The 19,804-nt window shown below is 51.3% G+C and carries 17 protein-coding genes; 10 read left to right on the plus strand and 7 right to left on the minus strand.

Going from position 1 to position 19,804, the window contains the following annotated elements; genetic code table 11:
- Positions 1-28: 28 nt before the first annotated feature.
- The 5 genes from lon to bolA all read right to left on the minus strand — a co-directional run bounded on the left by lon (position 29) and on the right by bolA (position 6,799).
- Complete coding sequence (lon, locus tag ACJHWK_RS19800; protein WP_001295325.1) at positions 29-2,383, minus strand: endopeptidase La; 2,355 nt, start codon at positions 2,381-2,383, stop codon at positions 29-31.
- A 187-nt stretch (positions 2,384-2,570) separates the two neighbouring features.
- On the minus strand, positions 2,571-3,845 hold the full coding sequence (gene clpX, locus ACJHWK_RS19805; protein WP_000130305.1) for an ATP-dependent protease ATP-binding subunit ClpX: 1,275 nt from the start codon (positions 3,843-3,845) through the stop codon (positions 2,571-2,573).
- 125 nt (positions 3,846-3,970) lie between these two features.
- Positions 3,971-4,594, minus strand: coding sequence for an ATP-dependent Clp endopeptidase proteolytic subunit ClpP (clpP, locus tag ACJHWK_RS19810; protein WP_000122253.1), 624 nt, complete (start codon positions 4,592-4,594; stop codon positions 3,971-3,973).
- Between the two features lie 245 nt (positions 4,595-4,839).
- On the minus strand, positions 4,840-6,138 hold the full coding sequence (gene tig / locus ACJHWK_RS19815; protein ID WP_001198386.1) for a trigger factor: 1,299 nt from the start codon (positions 6,136-6,138) through the stop codon (positions 4,840-4,842).
- A 343-nt stretch (positions 6,139-6,481) separates the two neighbouring features.
- Positions 6,482-6,799, minus strand: coding sequence for a transcriptional regulator BolA (bolA, locus tag ACJHWK_RS19820; protein WP_000973448.1), 318 nt, complete (start codon positions 6,797-6,799; stop codon positions 6,482-6,484).
- Positions 6,800-7,103: 304 nt separating this feature from the next.
- On the opposite strand from bolA, the gene ACJHWK_RS19825 reads away from it, so the two are divergent.
- The 8 genes from ACJHWK_RS19825 (at position 7,104) to ACJHWK_RS19860 (ending at position 15,969) form a co-directional block, all read left to right on the plus strand.
- A complete protein-coding gene (locus tag ACJHWK_RS19825) occupies positions 7,104-7,682 on the plus strand; it encodes a lipoprotein (RefSeq protein WP_000473501.1) in 579 nt (192 codons plus the stop codon).
- A gap of 43 nt (positions 7,683-7,725) precedes the next feature.
- The gene (gene ampG / locus ACJHWK_RS19830; RefSeq protein ID WP_000098423.1) at positions 7,726-9,201 is read left to right on the plus strand and encodes a muropeptide MFS transporter AmpG; all 1,476 of its coding nucleotides are present in this window, start codon (positions 7,726-7,728) and stop codon (positions 9,199-9,201) included.
- Positions 9,202-9,660: 459 nt separating this feature from the next.
- A complete protein-coding gene (cyoA, locus tag ACJHWK_RS19835) occupies positions 9,661-10,608 on the plus strand; it encodes a cytochrome o ubiquinol oxidase subunit II (protein ID WP_001239436.1) in 948 nt (315 codons plus the stop codon).
- Positions 10,609-10,629: 21 nt separating this feature from the next.
- A complete protein-coding gene (cyoB, locus tag ACJHWK_RS19840; protein WP_000467180.1) occupies positions 10,630-12,621 on the plus strand; it encodes a cytochrome o ubiquinol oxidase subunit I in 1,992 nt (663 codons plus the stop codon).
- Entirely contained in the window at positions 12,611-13,225 is a 615-nt protein-coding gene (locus tag ACJHWK_RS19845) for a cytochrome o ubiquinol oxidase subunit III (protein ID WP_000179819.1), read from the plus strand. The genes cyoB and ACJHWK_RS19845 overlap by 11 nt, the downstream gene beginning before the upstream one ends.
- Positions 13,225-13,554: a cytochrome o ubiquinol oxidase subunit IV gene (locus ACJHWK_RS19850; protein WP_000019869.1), complete on the plus strand. Its 330-nt coding sequence runs from the start codon at positions 13,225-13,227 to the stop codon at positions 13,552-13,554. Before ACJHWK_RS19845 ends, ACJHWK_RS19850 begins: the two co-directional genes overlap by 1 nt.
- 11 nt (positions 13,555-13,565) lie before the next feature.
- The gene (gene cyoE / locus ACJHWK_RS19855) at positions 13,566-14,456 is read left to right on the plus strand and encodes a heme o synthase (protein ID WP_000971326.1); all 891 of its coding nucleotides are present in this window, start codon (positions 13,566-13,568) and stop codon (positions 14,454-14,456) included.
- Positions 14,457-14,604: 148 nt separating this feature from the next.
- Positions 14,605-15,969, plus strand: coding sequence for an MFS transporter (locus ACJHWK_RS19860; RefSeq protein WP_001000953.1), 1,365 nt, complete (start codon positions 14,605-14,607; stop codon positions 15,967-15,969).
- A 127-nt stretch (positions 15,970-16,096) separates the two neighbouring features.
- Here ACJHWK_RS19860 and yajQ read toward each other — a convergent pair whose 3' ends face one another.
- The gene (gene yajQ, locus ACJHWK_RS19865; RefSeq protein ID WP_001138904.1) at positions 16,097-16,588 is read right to left on the minus strand and encodes a nucleotide binding protein YajQ; all 492 of its coding nucleotides are present in this window, start codon (positions 16,586-16,588) and stop codon (positions 16,097-16,099) included.
- A 167-nt stretch (positions 16,589-16,755) separates the two neighbouring features.
- On the opposite strand from yajQ, the gene panE reads away from it, so the two are divergent.
- The gene (gene panE / locus ACJHWK_RS19870) at positions 16,756-17,667 is read left to right on the plus strand and encodes a 2-dehydropantoate 2-reductase (RefSeq protein ID WP_001522015.1); all 912 of its coding nucleotides are present in this window, start codon (positions 16,756-16,758) and stop codon (positions 17,665-17,667) included.
- A complete protein-coding gene (gene yajL / locus ACJHWK_RS19875; protein WP_001276307.1) occupies positions 17,630-18,220 on the plus strand; it encodes a protein deglycase YajL in 591 nt (196 codons plus the stop codon). Before panE ends, yajL begins: the two co-directional genes overlap by 38 nt.
- Before the next feature lie 53 nt (positions 18,221-18,273).
- Here yajL and thiI read toward each other — a convergent pair whose 3' ends face one another.
- A complete protein-coding gene (gene thiI, locus ACJHWK_RS19880; RefSeq protein ID WP_001522014.1) occupies positions 18,274-19,722 on the minus strand; it encodes a tRNA uracil 4-sulfurtransferase ThiI in 1,449 nt (482 codons plus the stop codon).
- Between the last annotated feature and the right edge of the window lie 82 nt (positions 19,723-19,804).

Consider the following 19,804-nt stretch of genomic DNA (forward strand, 5'->3'; position numbering starts at 1 on the left):
TTTTATTAGTGCATTTTGCGCGAGGTCACTATTTTGCAGTCACAACCTGCATGCCAGACGGTTCATTTTGCAGCGCCAGAGTCAGAACTTCCTCAATGCGCTTCACAGGATGAATGTCCAGATCGGCAATTACGTTGTCAGGAATCTCTTCCAGATCGCGTTTATTTTCGAACGGAATTAGCACTGTTTTAATCCCGCCACGATGCGCTGCCAGTAGTTTTTCTTTCAAACCACCGATCGGCAGTACCTGACCACGCAGAGTGATCTCACCGGTCATTGCCACATCGGCACGAACCGGGTTACCGGTCAGGCAAGAAACCAGCGCGGTGCACATAGCAATACCGGCACTCGGACCATCTTTCGGCGTCGCACCTTCCGGTACGTGGACGTGGATGTCGCGTTTTTCGTAAAAATCAGGGTTGATCCCCAGTTTTTCCGCACGCGCACGAACCACCGTTAACGCCGCCTGAATGGACTCCTGCATCACTTCGCCAAGCGATCCGGTATAGGTCAGTTTGCCTTTACCCGGAACGCACGCGGTTTCAATGGTCAGCAAGTCACCGCCCACTTCCGTCCACGCCAGACCAGTTACCTGACCGACACGGTTTTCGTTATCAGCGCGTCCATAGTCGAAACGCTGAACACCGAGGTAGTCATGCAGGTTATCACCGTTAATTTCGATATGTTTTAATGACTTATCGAGCAGTAACTGCTTAACCGCTTTGCGACACAGTTTGGAGATTTCACGCTCCAGACCACGCACGCCCGCCTCACGGGTGTAATAACGAATAATGCCGATAATGGCGCTATCGTCGACGGTCAGCTCACCTTTTTTCAGTGCATTACGTTCAATCTGCTTCGGCAACAGGTGACGTTTGGCGATGTTCAGTTTTTCATCTTCGGTATAACCGGAGAGGCGAATCACTTCCATACGATCCAGCAGCGGTGCCGGAATGTTCATGGAGTTCGACGTCGCGACAAACATCACGTCGCTGAGATCGTAATCCACTTCCAGGTAGTGGTCGCTGAACGCTACGTTCTGCTCTGGATCCAGCACTTCAAGCAGTGCGGAGGCCGGATCGCCACGCATGTCAGAAGACATTTTGTCGATCTCATCGAGCAGGAACAGCGGGTTTTTCACGCCCACTTTCGCCATTTTCTGGATCAGTTTACCCGGCATAGAACCGATGTAAGTACGGCGGTGGCCACGGATTTCCGCTTCATCACGCACGCCGCCCAGCGCCATACGGACATATTTACGCCCGGTGGCTTTGGCAATGGACTGACCAAGAGAGGTTTTACCTACCCCCGGCGGCCCTACCAGGCAGAGGATCGGTCCCTTGATTTTGTTGACACGGCTTTGAACCGCAAGATACTCAAGGATGCGATCTTTCACGCGCTCCAGACCATAATGGTCGGTATCAAGGATTTCCTGCGCCTGACGCAGGTCTTTTTTGACCTTGCTGCGCGCATTCCACGGCACCTGTACCATCCAGTCGATATAACCACGCACTACGGTCGCTTCTGCCGACATCGGAGACATCATTTTCAGCTTCTGCAACTCTGCTTCCGCTTTCTCTTTTGCCTCTTTCGGCATTTTCGCCGCGTCAATTTTGCGCTTCAGGGCTTCGTTTTCGTCCGGCGCGTCGTCCATTTCACCGAGTTCTTTCTGAATAGCTTTCATTTGCTCGTTCAGATAGTACTCACGCTGGGATTTCTCCATCTGCTTTTTAACGCGGTTGCGAATGCGTTTCTCAACCTGCAGCAGATCGATTTCCGATTCCATCATTGCCATCAGATATTCCAGACGTTCGTTAACGTCGGACATCTCCAGAACGGACTGTTTGTCAGCCAGTTTCAGCGGCATATGTGCAGCAATGGTATCCGCCAGACGCGCCGGGTCGTCGATGCTATTCAGCGACGTCAGCACTTCTGGTGGGATTTTTTTGTTCAGCTTGATGTAGCCTTCGAACTGGCTGATTGCAGTACGCACCAGCACTTCCTGTTCCCGCTCATCAATGGTCGGCGACTCCAGATACTCCGCCTTCGCAGAAAAGTGTTCGCCATTGTCAGAGAGCGCAGAAATACGCGCGCGCTGTAACCCCTCGACCAGCACTTTGACGGTGCCGTCTGGCAGTTTCAGCATCTGCAATATAGAGGCCACGGTCCCGACGGTGAAAAGATCGTTTACACCCGGCTCATCCGTTGAAGCTTCTTTCTGCGCGACCAGCATAATTTTTTTATCATGGTCCATCGCCGCTTCCAGACAACGGATAGATTTTTCCCGCCCGACAAATAAGGGGATGACCATGTGCGGATAAACCACCACATCGCGCAGCGGCAATACGGGGATTTCAATGCGTTCAGAACGCTCAGGATTCATAGAGCTCTCTCTTAGTTTAATTTCCGCCAGGTAATCAGATGACACGACTGTGCTTCACGCCATCTATTAACATGTACGTCAGTATATGGGGATGTTTCCCCCACATTCAACGCCGAGAATAGAGGAAAAATTAAAGGGGAGATAAAATCCCCCCTTTTTGGTTAACTAATTGTATGGGAATGGTTAATTATTCACCAGATGCCTGTTGCGCTTCCGGCTTGCCATAAATCAGCAACGGCTTGCTTTGACCATCAATTACCGATTCGTCGATAACCACTTTTTCGACGTCTTCCATGGACGGCAGATCGTACATGGTATCGAGCAGTGCGGCTTCTACGATGGAACGCAGGCCACGGGCACCGGTTTTACGCGCCATCGCTTTCTTAGCGATAGCATCCAGCGCCTCGTCACGGAATTCCAGATCCACGCCTTCCAAATTAAACAGCGCCTGATACTGCTTGGTCAGGGCGTTTTTCGGCTCTTTGAGGATCTGAATCAGAGCTTCTTCGCTCAGTTCATTCAACGTTGCGACAACCGGCAGACGACCAATGAACTCAGGGATCAGACCAAACTTGATCAGATCTTCCGGTTCAACCTGCGCCAGCAGCTCGCCTTCGCTTGCTTTGTCGGACTTCGCTTTTACCGTCGCGCCAAAACCAATGCCGGAGCCGGTTTCTACACGATGGGAAATGACTTTATCCAGACCAGCGAACGCACCACCACAAATAAACAGGATCTTAGAGGTATCTACCTGCAAGAATTCCTGCTGCGGATGTTTACGCCCACCTTGCGGTGGAACAGCAGCTACCGTACCTTCGATCAGTTTCAACAGTGCCTGCTGTACGCCTTCACCGGAAACGTCACGGGTAATAGACGGGTTGTCTGACTTACGAGAAATCTTGTCGATTTCATCGATGTAGACAATCCCGCGCTGCGCTTTCTGTACGTCGTAATCGCACTTTTGCAACAGCTTCTGAATGATGTTTTCAACGTCTTCGCCCACATAACCGGCTTCGGTCAGCGTGGTTGCGTCGGCCATGGTGAAAGGGACGTCCAGCAGGCGCGCCAGCGTTTCAGCCAGCAGCGTTTTACCGGAACCGGTCGGACCGATCAGCAGAATGTTACTTTTGCCCAACTCGACACCATTGCTGGTATCGCCGTTGCGCAGACGTTTGTAATGGTTGTATACCGCGACCGCCAGCACTTTTTTCGCCTGTTCCTGGCCGATAACGTAATCGTCCAGGTGGTTACGAATTTCATGCGGCGTCGGTAGCGCACTGCGTTCACGATGCGGTGCAACTTCTTTAATCTCTTCGCGAATGATGTCGTTACATAAATCAACACATTCGTCGCAGATATACACGGATGGACCGGCAATCAGCTTGCGCACTTCATGCTGGCTTTTGCCGCAAAAAGAGCAATACAGCAATTTGCCTGAGCCATCTTTGCGTTTATCTGTCATGGGTCAAAACCTCTTCTTTGTTCTTTGTGCCGCACACGACGACGCAAATGCCATTCTCAGGCGCAAGCCGCTTACAGCGTTGTGCCGCCCTGGATAAGTATAGCGGCACAGTTGCGCCTCTGGCATCAATTACGATGGGTCAGAATCGAATCGACCAGACCGTATTCCACCGCTTCAGGGGCGGAAAGGAAGCGATCGCGCTCGGTATCACGTTCAATCTGTTCTAATGATTGACCCGTATGAAGCGCCATAAGTTCATTCATGCGCCCTTTAACTTTCAGAATTTCACGGGCATGAATTTCGATATCGGTCGCCTGGCCCTGGTAGCCGCCCAACGGCTGGTGAATCATCACGCGCGAATTCGGCAGGCAGAAACGTTTACCTTTTGCCCCTGCAGTCAGCAAGAAAGCGCCCATCGAAGCCGCCTGGCCCATACAGATGGTGCTGACATCAGGCTTGATAAACTGCATGGTGTCATAGATAGACATCCCGGCAGTGATCACCCCGCCTGGGGAGTTAATGTACAGATAGATATCTTTTTCTGGGTTTTCTGCTTCCAGGAACAGCATCTGCGCCACAATCAGGTTAGCCATGTGGTCTTCAACCTGGCCAGTCAGAAAAATGACGCGTTCCTTAAGTAGACGAGAATAGATATCAAAAGAGCGCTCACCACGTGAGGTCTGTTCAATGACCATCGGCACCAGCGCCATATGGGGTGCAAAGTTATCTCGTTCGCCGCTGTATGACATTTCCGTCTCCTGGATAAAATTGAAAAAACCTGCTGTACCGATTGTAACCTTATGGACGGATTATCAGCTAGTCCCTGTGTTATGGGTACGGCATCACCATATTTCAAGCATAACAATCTTTTGTTGTTACGCTAACACCGAAAGAGGCTTTTCGCACGATTCCATGCAAAATTCATGACAAAAAAAAGCCCACCACCTGGCGGTGACGGGCCTTTGTGCGAATTTAGCGCGTTATGCTGCGTAAATTACGCCTGCTGGTTCATCAGCTCGTTGAAAGTGGTTTCTTTTTCAGTCACTTTCGCTTTCGCCAGTACAGCTTCAACAGCCTGTTCTTCCAGAGCAACATTGCGCATGTTGTCCATCAGTTCTTTGTTTTTGCTGTAGAACTCGATAACTTCTTTCGGATCTTCGTACGCAGAAGCCATCTCTTCGATCAGGCCTTTCACGCGCTCTTCGTCAGCTTTCAGCTCGTTGGTGCGGATAACTTCGCCCAGCAGCAGGCCAACAACTACGCGACGTTTAGCCTGTTCTTCGAACAGTTCACGCGGCAGTTCCAGAGCTTGTTTTTCGTTGCCACCGAAACGCTGTGCAGCCTGGCGACGCAGAACGTCGATTTCGCTGTCGATCAGCGCAGCCGGTACGTCGATGTCGTTAGCTTTTACCAGACCTTCGATCGCCTGAGACTTAACGCGGTTACGGATGGCGCTCTTCAGCTCGCGCTCCATGTTTTTACGCACTTCAGCGCGCAGACCTTCTACGGAACCATCTTCAACGCCGAAACGTTTGATGAATTCTGCAGTCAGTTCCGGCAGTTCACGCTCTTCAACTTTCTTCAGGTTGATAGCGAATTTCGCTGCTTTACCTTTCAGGTTTTCTGCGTGGTATTCTTCCGGGAAGGTCACGTCGATGGTGAACTCTTCGCCAGCTTTGTGGCCTTTGATACCGTCTTCAAAGCCCGGGATCATACGACCCTGGCCCATCGCCAGTACGAAATCAGACGCTTTACCGCCTTCGAACTCTTCGCCGTCTACAGAACCGGTGAAGTCGATGGTTACGCGGTCTTCTGCTTCAACAGCGCCGTCTTTTTCTTTCCAGGTCGCCTGCTGTTTACGCAGAGTATCCAGCATGCCGTCAACGTCAGCGTCGGTCACTTCAACGATCGGTTTTTCAACTTCGATCGCTTCCAGACCCTGCAGTTCAACTTCCGGATAAACTTCAAACTCTACAGAGTAGGTGAAGTCTTCACCCAGCTTGTATTCGCCCGGAACATAAGTCGGTGCGCCAGCCGGATTGATTTTTTCTTTAATGATGGCGTCAATGAAGTTACGGCTCATCAGGTCACCCAGAACGTCCTGGCGTACAGACGCGCCATAACGCTGAGCAACGATATTCATTGGCACTTTGCCTTTGCGGAAGCCGTCAATACGTACTTTTTTCGCAACGTTGACCAGCTCGCTTTTAACAGCGGTCTCGATGCTGTCAGCAGCGATAGTAATCGTTACACGGCGGCCAAGGCCTTGAGTGGTTTCAACTGAAACTTGCATCTTGTTACCTCAAAAAATCACAGTGCTCGGTCAACTCTTACCCCGCAAGCACAGGTTGTTGGCTTCGCGGAACCGGGATGTTCTTATAATCAATCACATTCCCTGTTACCAGAATCATCCCGAAAGCATTCAAATAGGACGCGGCATTATAGCGGCATCACTTTTATGAGTCGAGAACGGTTATTGCGCGCTGTCGCGTATTTTTTCACAATTCCCGGGCAATTTTCGTCTGAATGCTGGGCAAAAAGCGCAAAATCCAGACAAAACAAAACGGCCCGCAGGCCGTTTTTCATAAAATCTTTAGCAACATACTGGAAAAGCGCCGACAGTTGCAAATGCGTTTTTACGCGATGCTTCCTGCTCCACGACAGGGAGGAGAGGCAAAGACGGTGTCCTGCAACCCTTCCCACTCCTTAATAGTGTAAGTATGCAGAGCCAGCGCATGAACGGTAGTAGAGAGTTCCTCCGCTAAAGTACTGTAAATCATTCGATGACGATTCAGAAAACGTTCACCCGTAAAACGATCGCTGACCAGCACAACTTTAAAATGGCTTTCAGAGCCGGCTGGGACATTGTGACGATAGCTTTCATCCACTACTTCGAGGAATACGGGTTGGAACGCCGCCCTTAATTTTTCTTCTATCCGCTCACGTATCATCATGAAATATCTCCTCCGACAACGCTGAGATGTCATCCATCCCTTTAAATACTAGCCGCTTTTACCGTTTCCATTGCAGCTTAACAACAAATATTTAGGTTTCGTCCTGGTTTTTCTGTCAAGCGTATGAAGTTTACTGATTTAAAGATTGAAACACAGGCCTCGCATCAGCGTTTCTTTTACCAGGGGCGATTATTTCGTCAACATGATGAATTTACATGCCTTACCCACTTCCCCTCGCCGTTGGCAATGTTATGATGGCGGGAATTTTTACCAAACACGCTTAAGAGTCTCTGAGAGCCCGAACATGTTCAAAAAAATCCTCTTCCCGTTAGTTGCTCTGTTTATGCTTGCAGGATGCGCAAAACCGCCAACAACTATTGAAGTTTCCCCGACGATGACACTGCCACAGCAGGATCCAAGCCTGATGGGCGTCACCGTAAGCATTAATGGTGCCGATCAGCGTACCGATCAGGCGCTGGCAAAAGTCACCCGCGATAATCAAATCGTTACCCTGACCGCCTCACGCGATCTGCGTTTCCTGCTGCAAGAAGTGCTGGAAAAACAGATGACCGCGCGTGGTTACATGGTTGGTCCGAATGGCCCGGTTAATCTGCAAATCATCGTTAGCCAACTGTATGCTGATGTGTCCCAGGGCAACGTGCGCTATAACATCGCGACCAAAGCGGATATCGCTATCATCGCTACCGCGCAGAATGGCAACAAAATGACCAAGAACTATCGTGCCAGCTACAACGTTGAAGGTGCGTTCCAGGCCTCCAACAAAAATATCGCCGATGCGGTTAACAGTGTGCTGACCGATACCATCGCTGATATGTCTCAGGACACCAGCATCCACGAATTCATCAAGCAGAACGCGCGTTAATTTCTGCCCTCTGGCCCGGTGCAAGCCGGGCCTGTAGACGCCCATGTCCAGTCAATATTTACGTATTTTTCAACAGCCACGTTCAGCCATATTGCTGATTCTGGGTTTTGCTTCCGGGCTACCGCTCGCCCTGACATCCGGCACCTTACAGGCCTGGATGACGGTCGAGAATATCGATCTTAAAACCATTGGTTTCTTCTCGCTGGTAGGCCAGGCTTACGTTTTTAAATTCCTCTGGTCACCGCTGATGGACCGCTACACGCCCCCATTTTTTGGGCGGCGGCGCGGTTGGCTGCTCGCCACGCAAATTCTGTTATTAGTCGCCATTGCGGCGATGGGTTTTCTCGAACCTGGCACCCAACTCCGCTGGATGGCGGCACTGGCAGTGGTGATCGCTTTTTGCTCTGCCTCCCAGGATATTGTCTTCGATGCGTGGAAAACCGATGTGCTCCCGGCAGAAGAACGTGGTGCGGGCGCGGCAATCAGCGTGCTGGGTTACCGTTTAGGGATGCTGGTTTCCGGCGGCTTAGCCCTGTGGCTGGCAGATAAATGGCTGGGCTGGCAGGGCATGTACTGGTTGATGGCGGCGCTGTTGATCCCCTGTATTATCGCGACGTTACTTGCACCAGAACCCACCGACACCATTCCTGTGCCCAAAACGCTGGAACAAGCGGTTGTTGCACCTCTGCGAGATTTCTTTGGTCGCAATAATGCCTGGCTTATTTTGCTTCTTATCGTGCTGTATAAGCTGGGCGACGCATTCGCTATGAGCCTGACAACCACGTTTTTGATTCGCGGCGTCGGGTTTGATGCGGGTGAAGTAGGCGTGGTTAACAAAACGCTTGGCTTACTGGCGACCATTGTTGGCGCATTGTACGGTGGGATTTTGATGCAGCGCCTGTCGCTGTTCCGGGCGCTGCTGATTTTCGGCATTTTACAAGGTGCATCTAACGCCGGTTACTGGCTGCTGTCGATTACTGATAAGCATCTCTACAGCATGGGCGCTGCCGTCTTTTTCGAAAACCTCTGTGGCGGGATGGGCACATCAGCCTTTGTCGCGCTGTTAATGACGCTGTGTAATAAGTCATTTTCCGCTACTCAATTTGCCCTGCTCTCAGCGCTTTCTGCTGTAGGGCGAGTTTATGTCGGCCCCGTGGCGGGTTGGTTTGTTGAAGCACACGGCTGGTCGACATTCTATCTGTTCTCCGTCGCCGCTGCCGTACCAGGGCTTATTTTGCTGCTGATTTGTCGCCAGACGCTTGAATATACACGAGTAAATGACAACTTTATCTCCCGTACCGAATATCCGGCAGGTTATGCCTTTGCTATGTGGACACTGGCGGCGGGCGTCAGCCTGTTGGCCGTGTGGTTACTGCTGTTGACGATGGACGCGCTGGATTTGACGCACTTCTCTTTCCTGCCTGCTCTGCTGGAAGTCGGGGTTTTAGTCGCCCTTTCTGGCGTCGTGCTTGGTGGTTTACTGGATTATCTGGCGCTACGAAAAACGCATCTGACGTAATCTGTAAATATTATTTAGCTGTAGTAATCACTCGCCGTAATTATTACGGCTAAATAAACATCAGCATCGCTTATTAATATTTGTTCTTTTGTGCGGCTTAGCGTCTGGAAATTATAGACGCCATTTATGAATTCTATTTTTCTTACACGATTCAGCTAATGAGTCTTTATTTTCTCACTACCCAGTTGTCACCTTAATGATAATTATTTGTTAAATAATTGTTTTATTTCGCATTGGTTATACCAATTGCCCGCCCAGACTCCTTCTGCACTCCCCTTTTGTTATAACGCCCTTTTGCAACAGCTTCTTAAAATCAACCTGATATGTTTTGCAACATATGTGACCTGGAAGCCAAATCCAAGTAACAGGAATTTAATCATGTTTACAGTAATGTAACCTTCCCGTAAAATGCCCACACACTTTAAACGCCACCAGATCCCGTGGAATTGAGGTCGTTAAATGAGACTCAGGAAATACAATAAAAGTTTGGGATGGTTGTCATTATTTGCAGGCACTGTATTGCTCAGTGGCTGTAATTCTGCGCTGTTAGATCCCAAAGGACAGATTGGTCTGGAGCAACGTTCACTGATACTGACGGCATTTGGCCTGATGTTGATTGTCGTTATTCCCGCAATCTTGATGGCTGTTGGTTTCGCCTGGAAGTACCGTGCGAGCAATAAAGATGCTAAGTACAGCCCGAACTGGTCACACTCCAATAAAGTGGAAGCTGTGGTCTGGACGGTACCTATCTTAATCATCATCTTCCTTGCGGTACTGACCTGGAAAACCACTCACGCTCTTGAGCCTAGCAAGCCGCTGGCACACGACGAGAAGCCCATTACCATCGAAGTGGTTTCCATGGACTGGAAATGGTTCTTCATCTACCCGGAACAGGGCATTGCTACCGTGAATGAAATCGCTTTCCCGGCGAACACTCCGGTGTACTTCAAAGTGACCTCCAACTCCGTGATGAACTCCTTCTTCATTCCGCGTCTGGGTAGCCAGATTTATGCCATGGCCGGTATGCAGACTCGCCTGCATCTGATCGCCAACGAACCCGGTACTTATGACGGTATCTCCGCCAGCTACAGCGGCCCGGGCTTCTCAGGCATGAAGTTCAAAGCTATTGCAACACCGGATCGCGCCGCATTCGACCAGTGGGTCGCAAAAGCGAAACAGTCGCCGAACACCATGTCTGACATGGCAGCGTTCGAAAAACTGGCCGCGCCTAGCGAATACAACCAGGTGGAATATTTCTCCAACGTGAAACCAGACTTGTTTGCTGATGTGATTAACAAGTTTATGGCTCACGGTAAGAGCATGGACATGACCCAGCCAGAAGGTGAGCACAGTGCACACGAAGGTATGGAAGGCATGGACATGAGCCACGCGGAATCCGCCCATTAAAGGGGTTGAGGAAGAATAAAGATGTTCGGAAAATTATCACTTGATGCAGTCCCGTTCCATGAACCTATCGTCATGGTTACGATCGCTGGCATTATTTTGGGAGGTCTGGCGCTCGTTGGCCTGATCACTTACTTCGGTAAGTGGACCTACCTGTGGAAAGAGTGGCTGACCTCCGTCGACCATAAACGCCTCGGTATCATGTATATCATCGTGGCGATTGTGATGTTGCTACGTGGTTTTGCTGACGCCATTATGATGCGTAGCCAGCAGGCCCTTGCCTCGGCGGGCGAAGCGGGCTTCCTGCCACCTCACCACTACGATCAGATCTTCACCGCGCACGGCGTGATTATGATCTTCTTCGTGGCGATGCCTTTCGTTATCGGTCTGATGAACCTGGTGGTTCCGCTGCAGATCGGCGCGCGTGACGTTGCGTTCCCGTTCCTCAACAACCTAAGCTTCTGGTTTACCGTTGTTGGTGTGATTCTGGTTAACGTTTCTCTCGGCGTGGGCGAATTTGCGCAGACCGGCTGGCTGGCCTATCCACCGCTATCGGGAATAGAGTACAGTCCGGGAGTCGGTGTCGATTACTGGATATGGAGTCTCCAGCTATCCGGTATAGGTACGACGCTAACCGGTATCAACTTCTTCGTTACCATTCTGAAGATGCGCGCACCGGGCATGACCATGTTCAAGATGCCAGTATTTACCTGGGCATCACTGTGCGCGAACGTTCTGATTATTGCTTCCTTCCCAATTCTGACGGTTACCGTCGCGTTGTTGACCCTGGATCGCTATCTGGGCACCCATTTCTTTACCAACGATATGGGTGGCAACATGATGATGTACATCAACCTGATTTGGGCCTGGGGCCACCCGGAAGTTTACATCCTGATCCTGCCTGTATTCGGTGTGTTCTCCGAAATTGCGGCAACCTTCTCGCGTAAACGTCTGTTTGGTTATACCTCGCTGGTATGGGCAACCGTCTGTATCACCGTGCTGTCGTTCATCGTCTGGCTGCACCACTTCTTTACGATGGGTGCGGGCGCGAACGTAAACGCCTTCTTTGGTATCACCACCATGATTATCGCCATCCCGACCGGGGTGAAGATCTTCAACTGGCTGTTCACCATGTATCAGGGCCGCATCGTGTTCCATTCTGCGATGCTGTGGACCATCGGTTTTATCGTCACCTTCTCGGTGGGCGGGATGACTGGCGTGCTGCTGGCAGTACCGGGCGCGGACTTCGTTCTGCATAACAGCCTGTTCCTGATTGCGCACTTCCATAACGTGATCATCGGCGGCGTGGTCTTCGGCTGCTTCGCAGGGATGACCTACTGGTGGCCTAAAGCGTTCGGTTTCAAACTGAACGAAACCTGGGGTAAACGCGCGTTCTGGTTCTGGATCATCGGCTTCTTCGTTGCCTTTATGCCGCTGTATGCGCTGGGCTTCATGGGCATGACCCGTCGTTTGAGCCAGCAGATTGACCCGCAGTTCCACACCATGCTGATGATTGCAGCCAGCGGTGCAGTACTGATTGCGTTGGGTATTCTCTGCCTCGTTATTCAGATGTACGTTTCTATTCGCGACCGCGACCAGAACCGTGACCTGACTGGCGACCCGTGGGGTGGCCGTACGCTGGAGTGGGCAACCTCTTCCCCGCCTCCGTTCTATAACTTTGCCGTTGTGCCGCACGTTCACGAGCGTGATGCATTCTGGGAAATGAAAGAGAAAGGCGAAGCGTACAAAAAGCCTGACCACTATGAAGAAATTCATATGCCGAAAAACAGCGGTGCAGGTATCGTCATTGCAGCTTTCTCCACCATCTTCGGTTTCGCCATGATCTGGCATATCTGGTGGCTGGCGATTGTTGGCTTCGCAGGCATGATCATCACCTGGATCGTGAAAAGCTTCGACGAGGACGTGGATTACTACGTGCCGGTGGCAGAAATCGAAAAACTGGAAAACCAGCATTTCGATGAGATTACTAAGGCAGGGCTGAAAAATGGCAACTGATACTTTGACGCACGCGACTGCCCACGCGCACGAACACGGGCACCACGATGCAGGCGGAACCAAAATCTTCGGATTTTGGATCTACCTGATGAGCGACTGCATTCTGTTCTCTATCTTGTTTGCTACCTATGCCGTTCTGGTTAACGGCACCGCAGGCGGCCCGACAGGTAAGGACATTTTCGAACTGCCGTTCGTTCTGGTTGAAACTTTCTTGCTGTTGTTCAGCTCCATCACCTACGGCATGGCGGCTATCGCCATGTACAAAAACAACAAAAGCCAGGTTATCTCCTGGCTGGCGTTGACCTGGTTGTTTGGTGCTGGATTTATCGGGATGGAAATCTATGAATTCCATCACCTGATTGTTAACGGCATGGGTCCGGATCGCAGCGGCTTCCTGTCAGCGTTCTTTGCTCTGGTCGGCACGCATGGTCTGCACGTCACTTCCGGTCTTATCTGGATGGCGGTGTTGATGGTGCAAATCGCCCGTCGCGGCCTGACCAGCACTAACCGTACCCGCATCATGTGCCTGAGCCTGTTCTGGCACTTCCTGGATGTGGTTTGGATCTGTGTGTTCACTGTTGTTTATCTGATGGGGGCGATGTAATGAGTCATTCTACCGATCACAGCGGCGCGTCCCATGGCAGCGTAAAAACCTACATGACAGGCTTTATCCTGTCGATCATTCTGACGGTGATTCCGTTCTGGATGGTGATGACAGGGGCTGCCTCTCCGGCCGTAATTCTGGGAACAATCCTGGCAATGGCAGTGGTACAGGTTCTGGTGCATCTGGTGTGCTTCCTGCACATGAATACCAAATCAGATGAAGGCTGGAACATGACGGCGTTTGTCTTCACCGTGCTAATCATCGCTATCCTGGTTGTAGGCTCCATCTGGATTATGTGGAACCTTAACTACAACATGATGATGCACTAAGAGCGGCGGTTATGATGTTTAAGCAATACCTGCAAGTAACGAAACCAGGCATCATCTTTGGCAACCTGATCTCGGTGATTGGGGGATTCCTGCTGGCCTCAAAGGGCCGCATTGATTATCCCCTGTTTATCTACACGCTGGTTGGGGTGTCACTGGTTGTGGCGTCGGGTTGTGTGTTTAACAACTACATCGACAGGGATATCGACAGAAAGATGGAAAGGACGAAGAATCGGGTGCTGGTTAAAGGCCTGATCTCTCCTGCTGTCTCGCTGGTGTACGCCACCTTGCTGGGTATTGCTGGCTTTATGCTGCTGTGGTTTGGCGCGAATCCGCTGGCCTGCTGGCTGGGGGTGATGGGCTTTGTGGTTTACGTCGGCGTTTATAGCCTGTACATGAAACGCCACTCAGTCTACGGCACATTGATTGGTTCGCTCTCCGGCGCTGCGCCGCCGGTGATCGGCTACTGTGCAGTAACCGGCGAGTTCGATAGTGGCGCAGCGATCCTGCTTGCTATCTTCAGTCTGTGGCAGATGCCTCACTCCTATGCCATCGCCATTTTCCGCTTTAAGGATTACCAGGCGGCAAACATTCCGGTATTGCCAGTGGTAAAAGGCATTTCGGTGGCGAAGAATCACATCACGCTGTATATCATCGCCTTTGCCGTTGCCACGCTGATGCTCTCTCTTGGCGGTTACGCTGGGTATAAATATCTGGTAGTCGCCGCGGCGGTGAGCGTCTGGTGGTTAGGCATGGCTCTGCGCGGTTATAAAGTTGCTGATGACAGAATCTGGGCGCGCAAGCTGTTCGGCTTCTCTATCATCGCCATCACTGCCCTCTCGGTGATGATGTCCGTTGATTTTATGGTGCCGGACTCGCATACGCTGCTGGCTGCTGTGTGGTAACACAACCTCTCAGTTAAAAAGGTGCTACGGCACCTTTTTTCTTAGCATTAGAATCATATCCCTCTCGAAATATTTACTAAAAAATCCGCATGTTTACCCCATTCGTTTGCCGCTTTACACTAGTCGCGAATTTAAAACAGAGGTGGTAATGAACGATTATAAAATGACGCCAGGTGAGAGGCGCGCGACCTGGGGTTTAGGGACCGTATTCTCGTTGCGCATGCTGGGCATGTTCATGGTTCTGCCGGTTCTGACCACGTACGGCATGGCTCTGCAAGGTGCCAGCGAAGCATTAATCGGTATTGCCATTGGTATTTATGGTCTGACTCAGGCCGTTTTTCAGATTCCGTTTGGCCTGCTTTCCGACCGCATTGGTCGCAAACCATTAATTGTCGGTGGGCTGGCAGTGTTTGCCGCCGGTAGCGTTATCGCTGCGCTCTCTGACTCCATCTGGGGAATTATTCTGGGCCGGGCGCTACAAGGCTCCGGTGCGATTGCCGCTGCCGTTATGGCGCTGCTTTCCGATCTCACGCGCGAACAAAACCGCACCAAAGCAATGGCGTTTATCGGCGTGAGCTTTGGCATTACCTTTGCCATTGCGATGGTGCTTGGCCCGATCATCACTCACAAACTTGGGCTGCACGCGCTGTTTTGGATGATCGCTATTCTGGCAACAACCGGCATTGCGTTGACCATTTGGGTTGTGCCCAACAGTAGCACTCACGTACTTAATCGTGAGTCCGGAATGGTGAAAGGCAGTTTCAGTAAAGTGCTGGCGGAACCGCGGCTGCTGAAACTCAACTTTGGCATTATGTGTCTGCATATTTTGCTGATGTCGACGTTTGTTGCCCTGCCCGGACAACTGGCTGATGCGGGGTTCCCGGCGGCTGAACACTGGAAGGTCTACTTGGCAACGATGTTAATCGCCTTTGGCTCGGTCGTGCCTTTCATTATCTACGCTGAAGTTAAGCGCAAAATGAAGCAAGTCTTTGTCTTCTGCGTTGGGTTGATCGTGGTTGCGGAAATTGTGTTGTGGAACGCACAAACGCAGTTCTGGCAACTGGTGGTCGGCGTGCAGCTTTTCTTTGTGGCGTTTAATTTGATGGAAGCCCTCCTGCCCTCACTTATCAGTAAAGAGTCGCCAGCAGGTTACAAAGGTACGGCGATGGGTGTTTACTCCACCAGCCAGTTTCTTGGCGTGGCGATTGGCGGTTCGCTGGGCGGCTGGATTGACGGCATGTTTGACGGTCAGGGCGTATTTCTCGCTGGCGCAATGCTGGCCGCAGTGTGGCTGGCAGTCGCCAGTACCATGAAAGAACCGCCGTATGTCAGCAGCTTACGCATTGAAATCCCGGCGGACATTGCCGCAAACGAGGCGTTAAAAGTGCGTTTGCTGGAAACCGCGGGGGTCAAAGAAGTGTTGATTGCAGAAGAAGAACATTCAGCTTATGTGAAAATCGACAGCAAAGTGACGAATCGCTTTGAGGTTGAACAGGCAATTCGTCAGGCATAAAAAACGAGGCGAATTGCCTGCTGCGCTACGCTTACCAGGCCTACAAAGTTCCTGAGTTACAAATCGTTGTAGGCCGAATTAGCTGTTCATGCTGCATTCGGCATGAACAAAACGCACATTGTCGCGATTAATCGCGGAAGTTTTTGAACTGGAACGGCTGACCGAGATCGCCACCACGTACCATCGCCATGACAGCCTGCAAATCATCACGAGATTTACCCGTTACGCGGATCTCATCACCCTGAATTTGCGCCTGCACTTTCAGTTTGCTGTCTTTGATCATCTTGACGATTTTCTTCTGGGTCGCGCTCTCAATGCCCTGTTTCAGTTTCGCTTCCACAAACCAGGTTTTACCGCTATGAACGATATTTTCCGGTACATCCAGCGAACTGCCTTCAATGCCGCGCTTCAGCAGCTTGGCACGCAGAATATCCAGCAACTGATTGACCTGGAAATCGGACTCGCTCAACACTTTGATGGTTTTGCTGGCGTCGTTCAGCTCAAATGAGGCTTCAACGTTACGGAAGTCAAAACGGGACTCCACTTCGCGGCTCGCGTTATCGACCGCGTTACGTGCTTCCTGAAGATCAACTTCAGAGACAATATCGAAAGATGGCATCTTTTCCTCTCCCTTCATTTTTGATGCGAAGCATAATACCTGCAAAGTTAAATAACCAACAGTCCTGCACCAGGACGTATCCCTTAATTGTGCATAGTCGCAACAGCATGCACAATTAAGGGATAGCCTTATTGAACACCCGGAGTGGTTGCGGGTGAGGAGGAAGAATGAAAATTACCGTATTGGGATGCGGTGCCTTAGGGCAATTATGGCTTACAGCACTTTGTAAACAGGGTCACGAAGTTCAGGGCTGGCTGCGCGTACCGCAACCTTATTGTAGTGTGAATCTGGTTGAGACAGATGGTTCGATATTTAACGAATCGCTGACCGCCAACGATCCCGATTTTCTCGCCACCAGCGATCTGCTCCTGGTGACGCTGAAAGCATGGCAGGTTTCCGATGCCGTCAAAAGCCTCGCGTCCACACTGCCTGTAACCACGCCAATACTGTTAATTCACAACGGCATGGGCACCATCGAAGAGTTGCAAAACATTCAGCAGCCATTACTGATGGGCACCACCACCCATGCCGCCCGCCGCGACGGCAATGTCATTATTCATGTGGCAAACGGTATCACGCATATTGGCCCGGCACGGCAACAGGACGGCGATTACAGTTATCTGGCGGATATTTTGCAAACCGTGTTACCTGACGTCGCGTGGCATAACAATATTCGCGCCGAGCTGTGGCGCAAGCTGGCAGTCAACTGTGTGATTAATCCACTGACCGCCATCTGGAATTGCCCGAATGGTGAATTACGTCATCATCCGCAAGAAATTATGCAGATATGCGAAGAAGTCGCGGCAGTGATCGAACGCGAAGGACATCATACTTCAGCAGAAGATTTGCGTGATTACGTGATGCAGGTGATTGATGCCACAGGGGAAAATATCTCGTCGATGTTGCAGGATATCCGTGCGCTGCGCCACACCGAAATCGACTATATCAATGGTTTTCTCTTACGCCGCGCCCGCGCGCATGGGATTGCCGTACCGGAAAACACCCGCCTGTTTGAAATGGTAAAAAGAAAGGAGAGTGAATATGAGCGCATCGGCACTGGTTTGCCTCGCCCCTGGTAGTGAAGAGACTGAAGCCGTCACCACTATCGACCTCTTGGTTCGTGGCGGAATCAAAGTCACCACTGCCAGCGTCGCCAGCGATGGCAACCTGGCCATTACCTGCTCGCGCGGCGTGAAGCTGCTGGCGGATGCGCCGCTGGTCGAAGTGGCTGACGGTGAATATGACGTGATCGTGCTGCCTGGTGGCATTAAAGGCGCAGAGTGTTTTCGCGATAGCACTCTGCTGGTTGAAACCGTTAAACAGTTCCACCGTTCCGGGCGTATCGTCGCGGCTATTTGCGCCGCGCCAGCCACCGTGCTGGTGCCGCACGATATCTTCCCGATTGGCAATATGACCGGCTTCCCGACGCTGAAAGACAAAATTCCCGCCGAACAATGGCAGGACAAGCGCGTCGTCTGGGATGCACGGATAAAATTGCTGACCAGCCAGGGGCCGGGTACAGCTATCGACTTTGGTCTGAAAATTATCGACCTGCTGGTTGGGCGCGAGAAAGCCCATGAAGTGGCATCACAACTGGTGATGGCGGCAGGGATTTATAATTATTACGAGTAGTGTCGGATGCGGCAAACGTCGCATCTGACCAGATGCGACGTAAAAACCACAAATTACGGGCGATATACCTTCACATTGTTAAAGCCCTGCTCGCGCAGATAGAGCGCCTGCAGGCGGCTCATCACCCCGCGCTCACACCACAACAGCCAGGTTTTGTTCTGGTCGAGATCGCCAAATTTGGTGCTCAACTTGTAGAACGGCAGAGAAACCACATCAATCCCTTCGACTTTCAGCGGCTTATCTTCCTGTTCATCGACAGAACGGATATCGAGAATCACGTCGTTCGGGCCGAAGCCGTTGACGGTTTCCACTTCCACCACTTCCTGCTCGGTCTGCTGGGCGATTTCGCGGATATCAACGTTATTCGCTTCCTCAACCACTTTATCGAGAATGCTGAAGTCGAACTTCTCTTCTTCCGCTTCAATCTTCGATTTAACCGCTTTCACCGTCGGGCTTTTGGAGATCACACCGCAATATTCGGGCATCGTGCGGGCAAAGTCTTCAGTGCCAATCTGGCGAGCCAGGTTGATGATGTGCTCTTTGTCGTAAGAAATCAGCGGACGCAGGATCAGCGTGTCGGAGACGTTATCAATCAGGCGCAGGTTAGTCAGCGTCTGGCTGGACACCTGGCCCAGTGCTTCGCCAGTGACCAGCGCCTGTACACCGTAACGTTCAGCCACTTTAGACGCGGCACGCACCATCATACGTTTGAGGATTACGCCCATCTGACCGTCGTCGATTTTCTCGAGAATTTCCCCGACGACCGGTTCGAAATTAATCGCGACAAAACGCACGCGGTGGGAGCTGCCAAAGCGGTTCCACAGATAATGCGCTACCTGACGCACGCCAATTTCATGCGCCGCGCCGCCGAGGTTAAAGAAGCAGTAATGCACGCGGCAGCCGCGACGCATCAACATATAACTGGAAACACCGGAGTCGAAACCACCGGAAATGAGCGACAGCACATCTTCCTGGGTGCCGATCGGGAAACCGCCAATACCTTCGTAGCGGCCTTTAATCAGCAGGAGACGATCGTCTTCCACTTCCAGATGGACAGTCACATCCGGATTGGTCAGCTTCACGCGCGCGGATTCAATATGCTGATTTAAACCGCCGCCGACGTAACGTTCCACATCAATCGAGCTAAAATCATGTTTGCCACGGCGCTTCACGCGTACGCAGAAGGTTTTCCCCTCCAGCTGATCGCGATACTGAACCAACGCTTTTTCGAAAATATCGTGCATGTCGGTAAACGGCACGTCTTCGACTTCGAGAATATGGTGGATACCCGGAATACGGGTCAGGGCGTCGCGAATAGCCAGACGCTGGTTTTCATCTTTTGCGCGAACTTCGATGTTATCCCAGTGGCGGACGACAGCGAGCGTCTCATCATAGTGCTTTAAAACGTTACGAATGTTCCCGGTAAGGATTTTTATAAAGCGCAAGCGCACAGATTGGCTTTTGATGGTGATTTCCGGGAACAATTTAATGATAAACTTCATGGCGGCAATGGTTCGTTGGCAAGCCTTAAGCGACTTGTATAGGGAAAAATACAGCAGCCCACACCTGCGGCTGCATCCAGGC

This window comes from Escherichia sp. WS547, assembly GCF_046486065.1.
GTDB lineage: Bacteria > Pseudomonadota > Gammaproteobacteria > Enterobacterales > Enterobacteriaceae > Escherichia > Escherichia coli.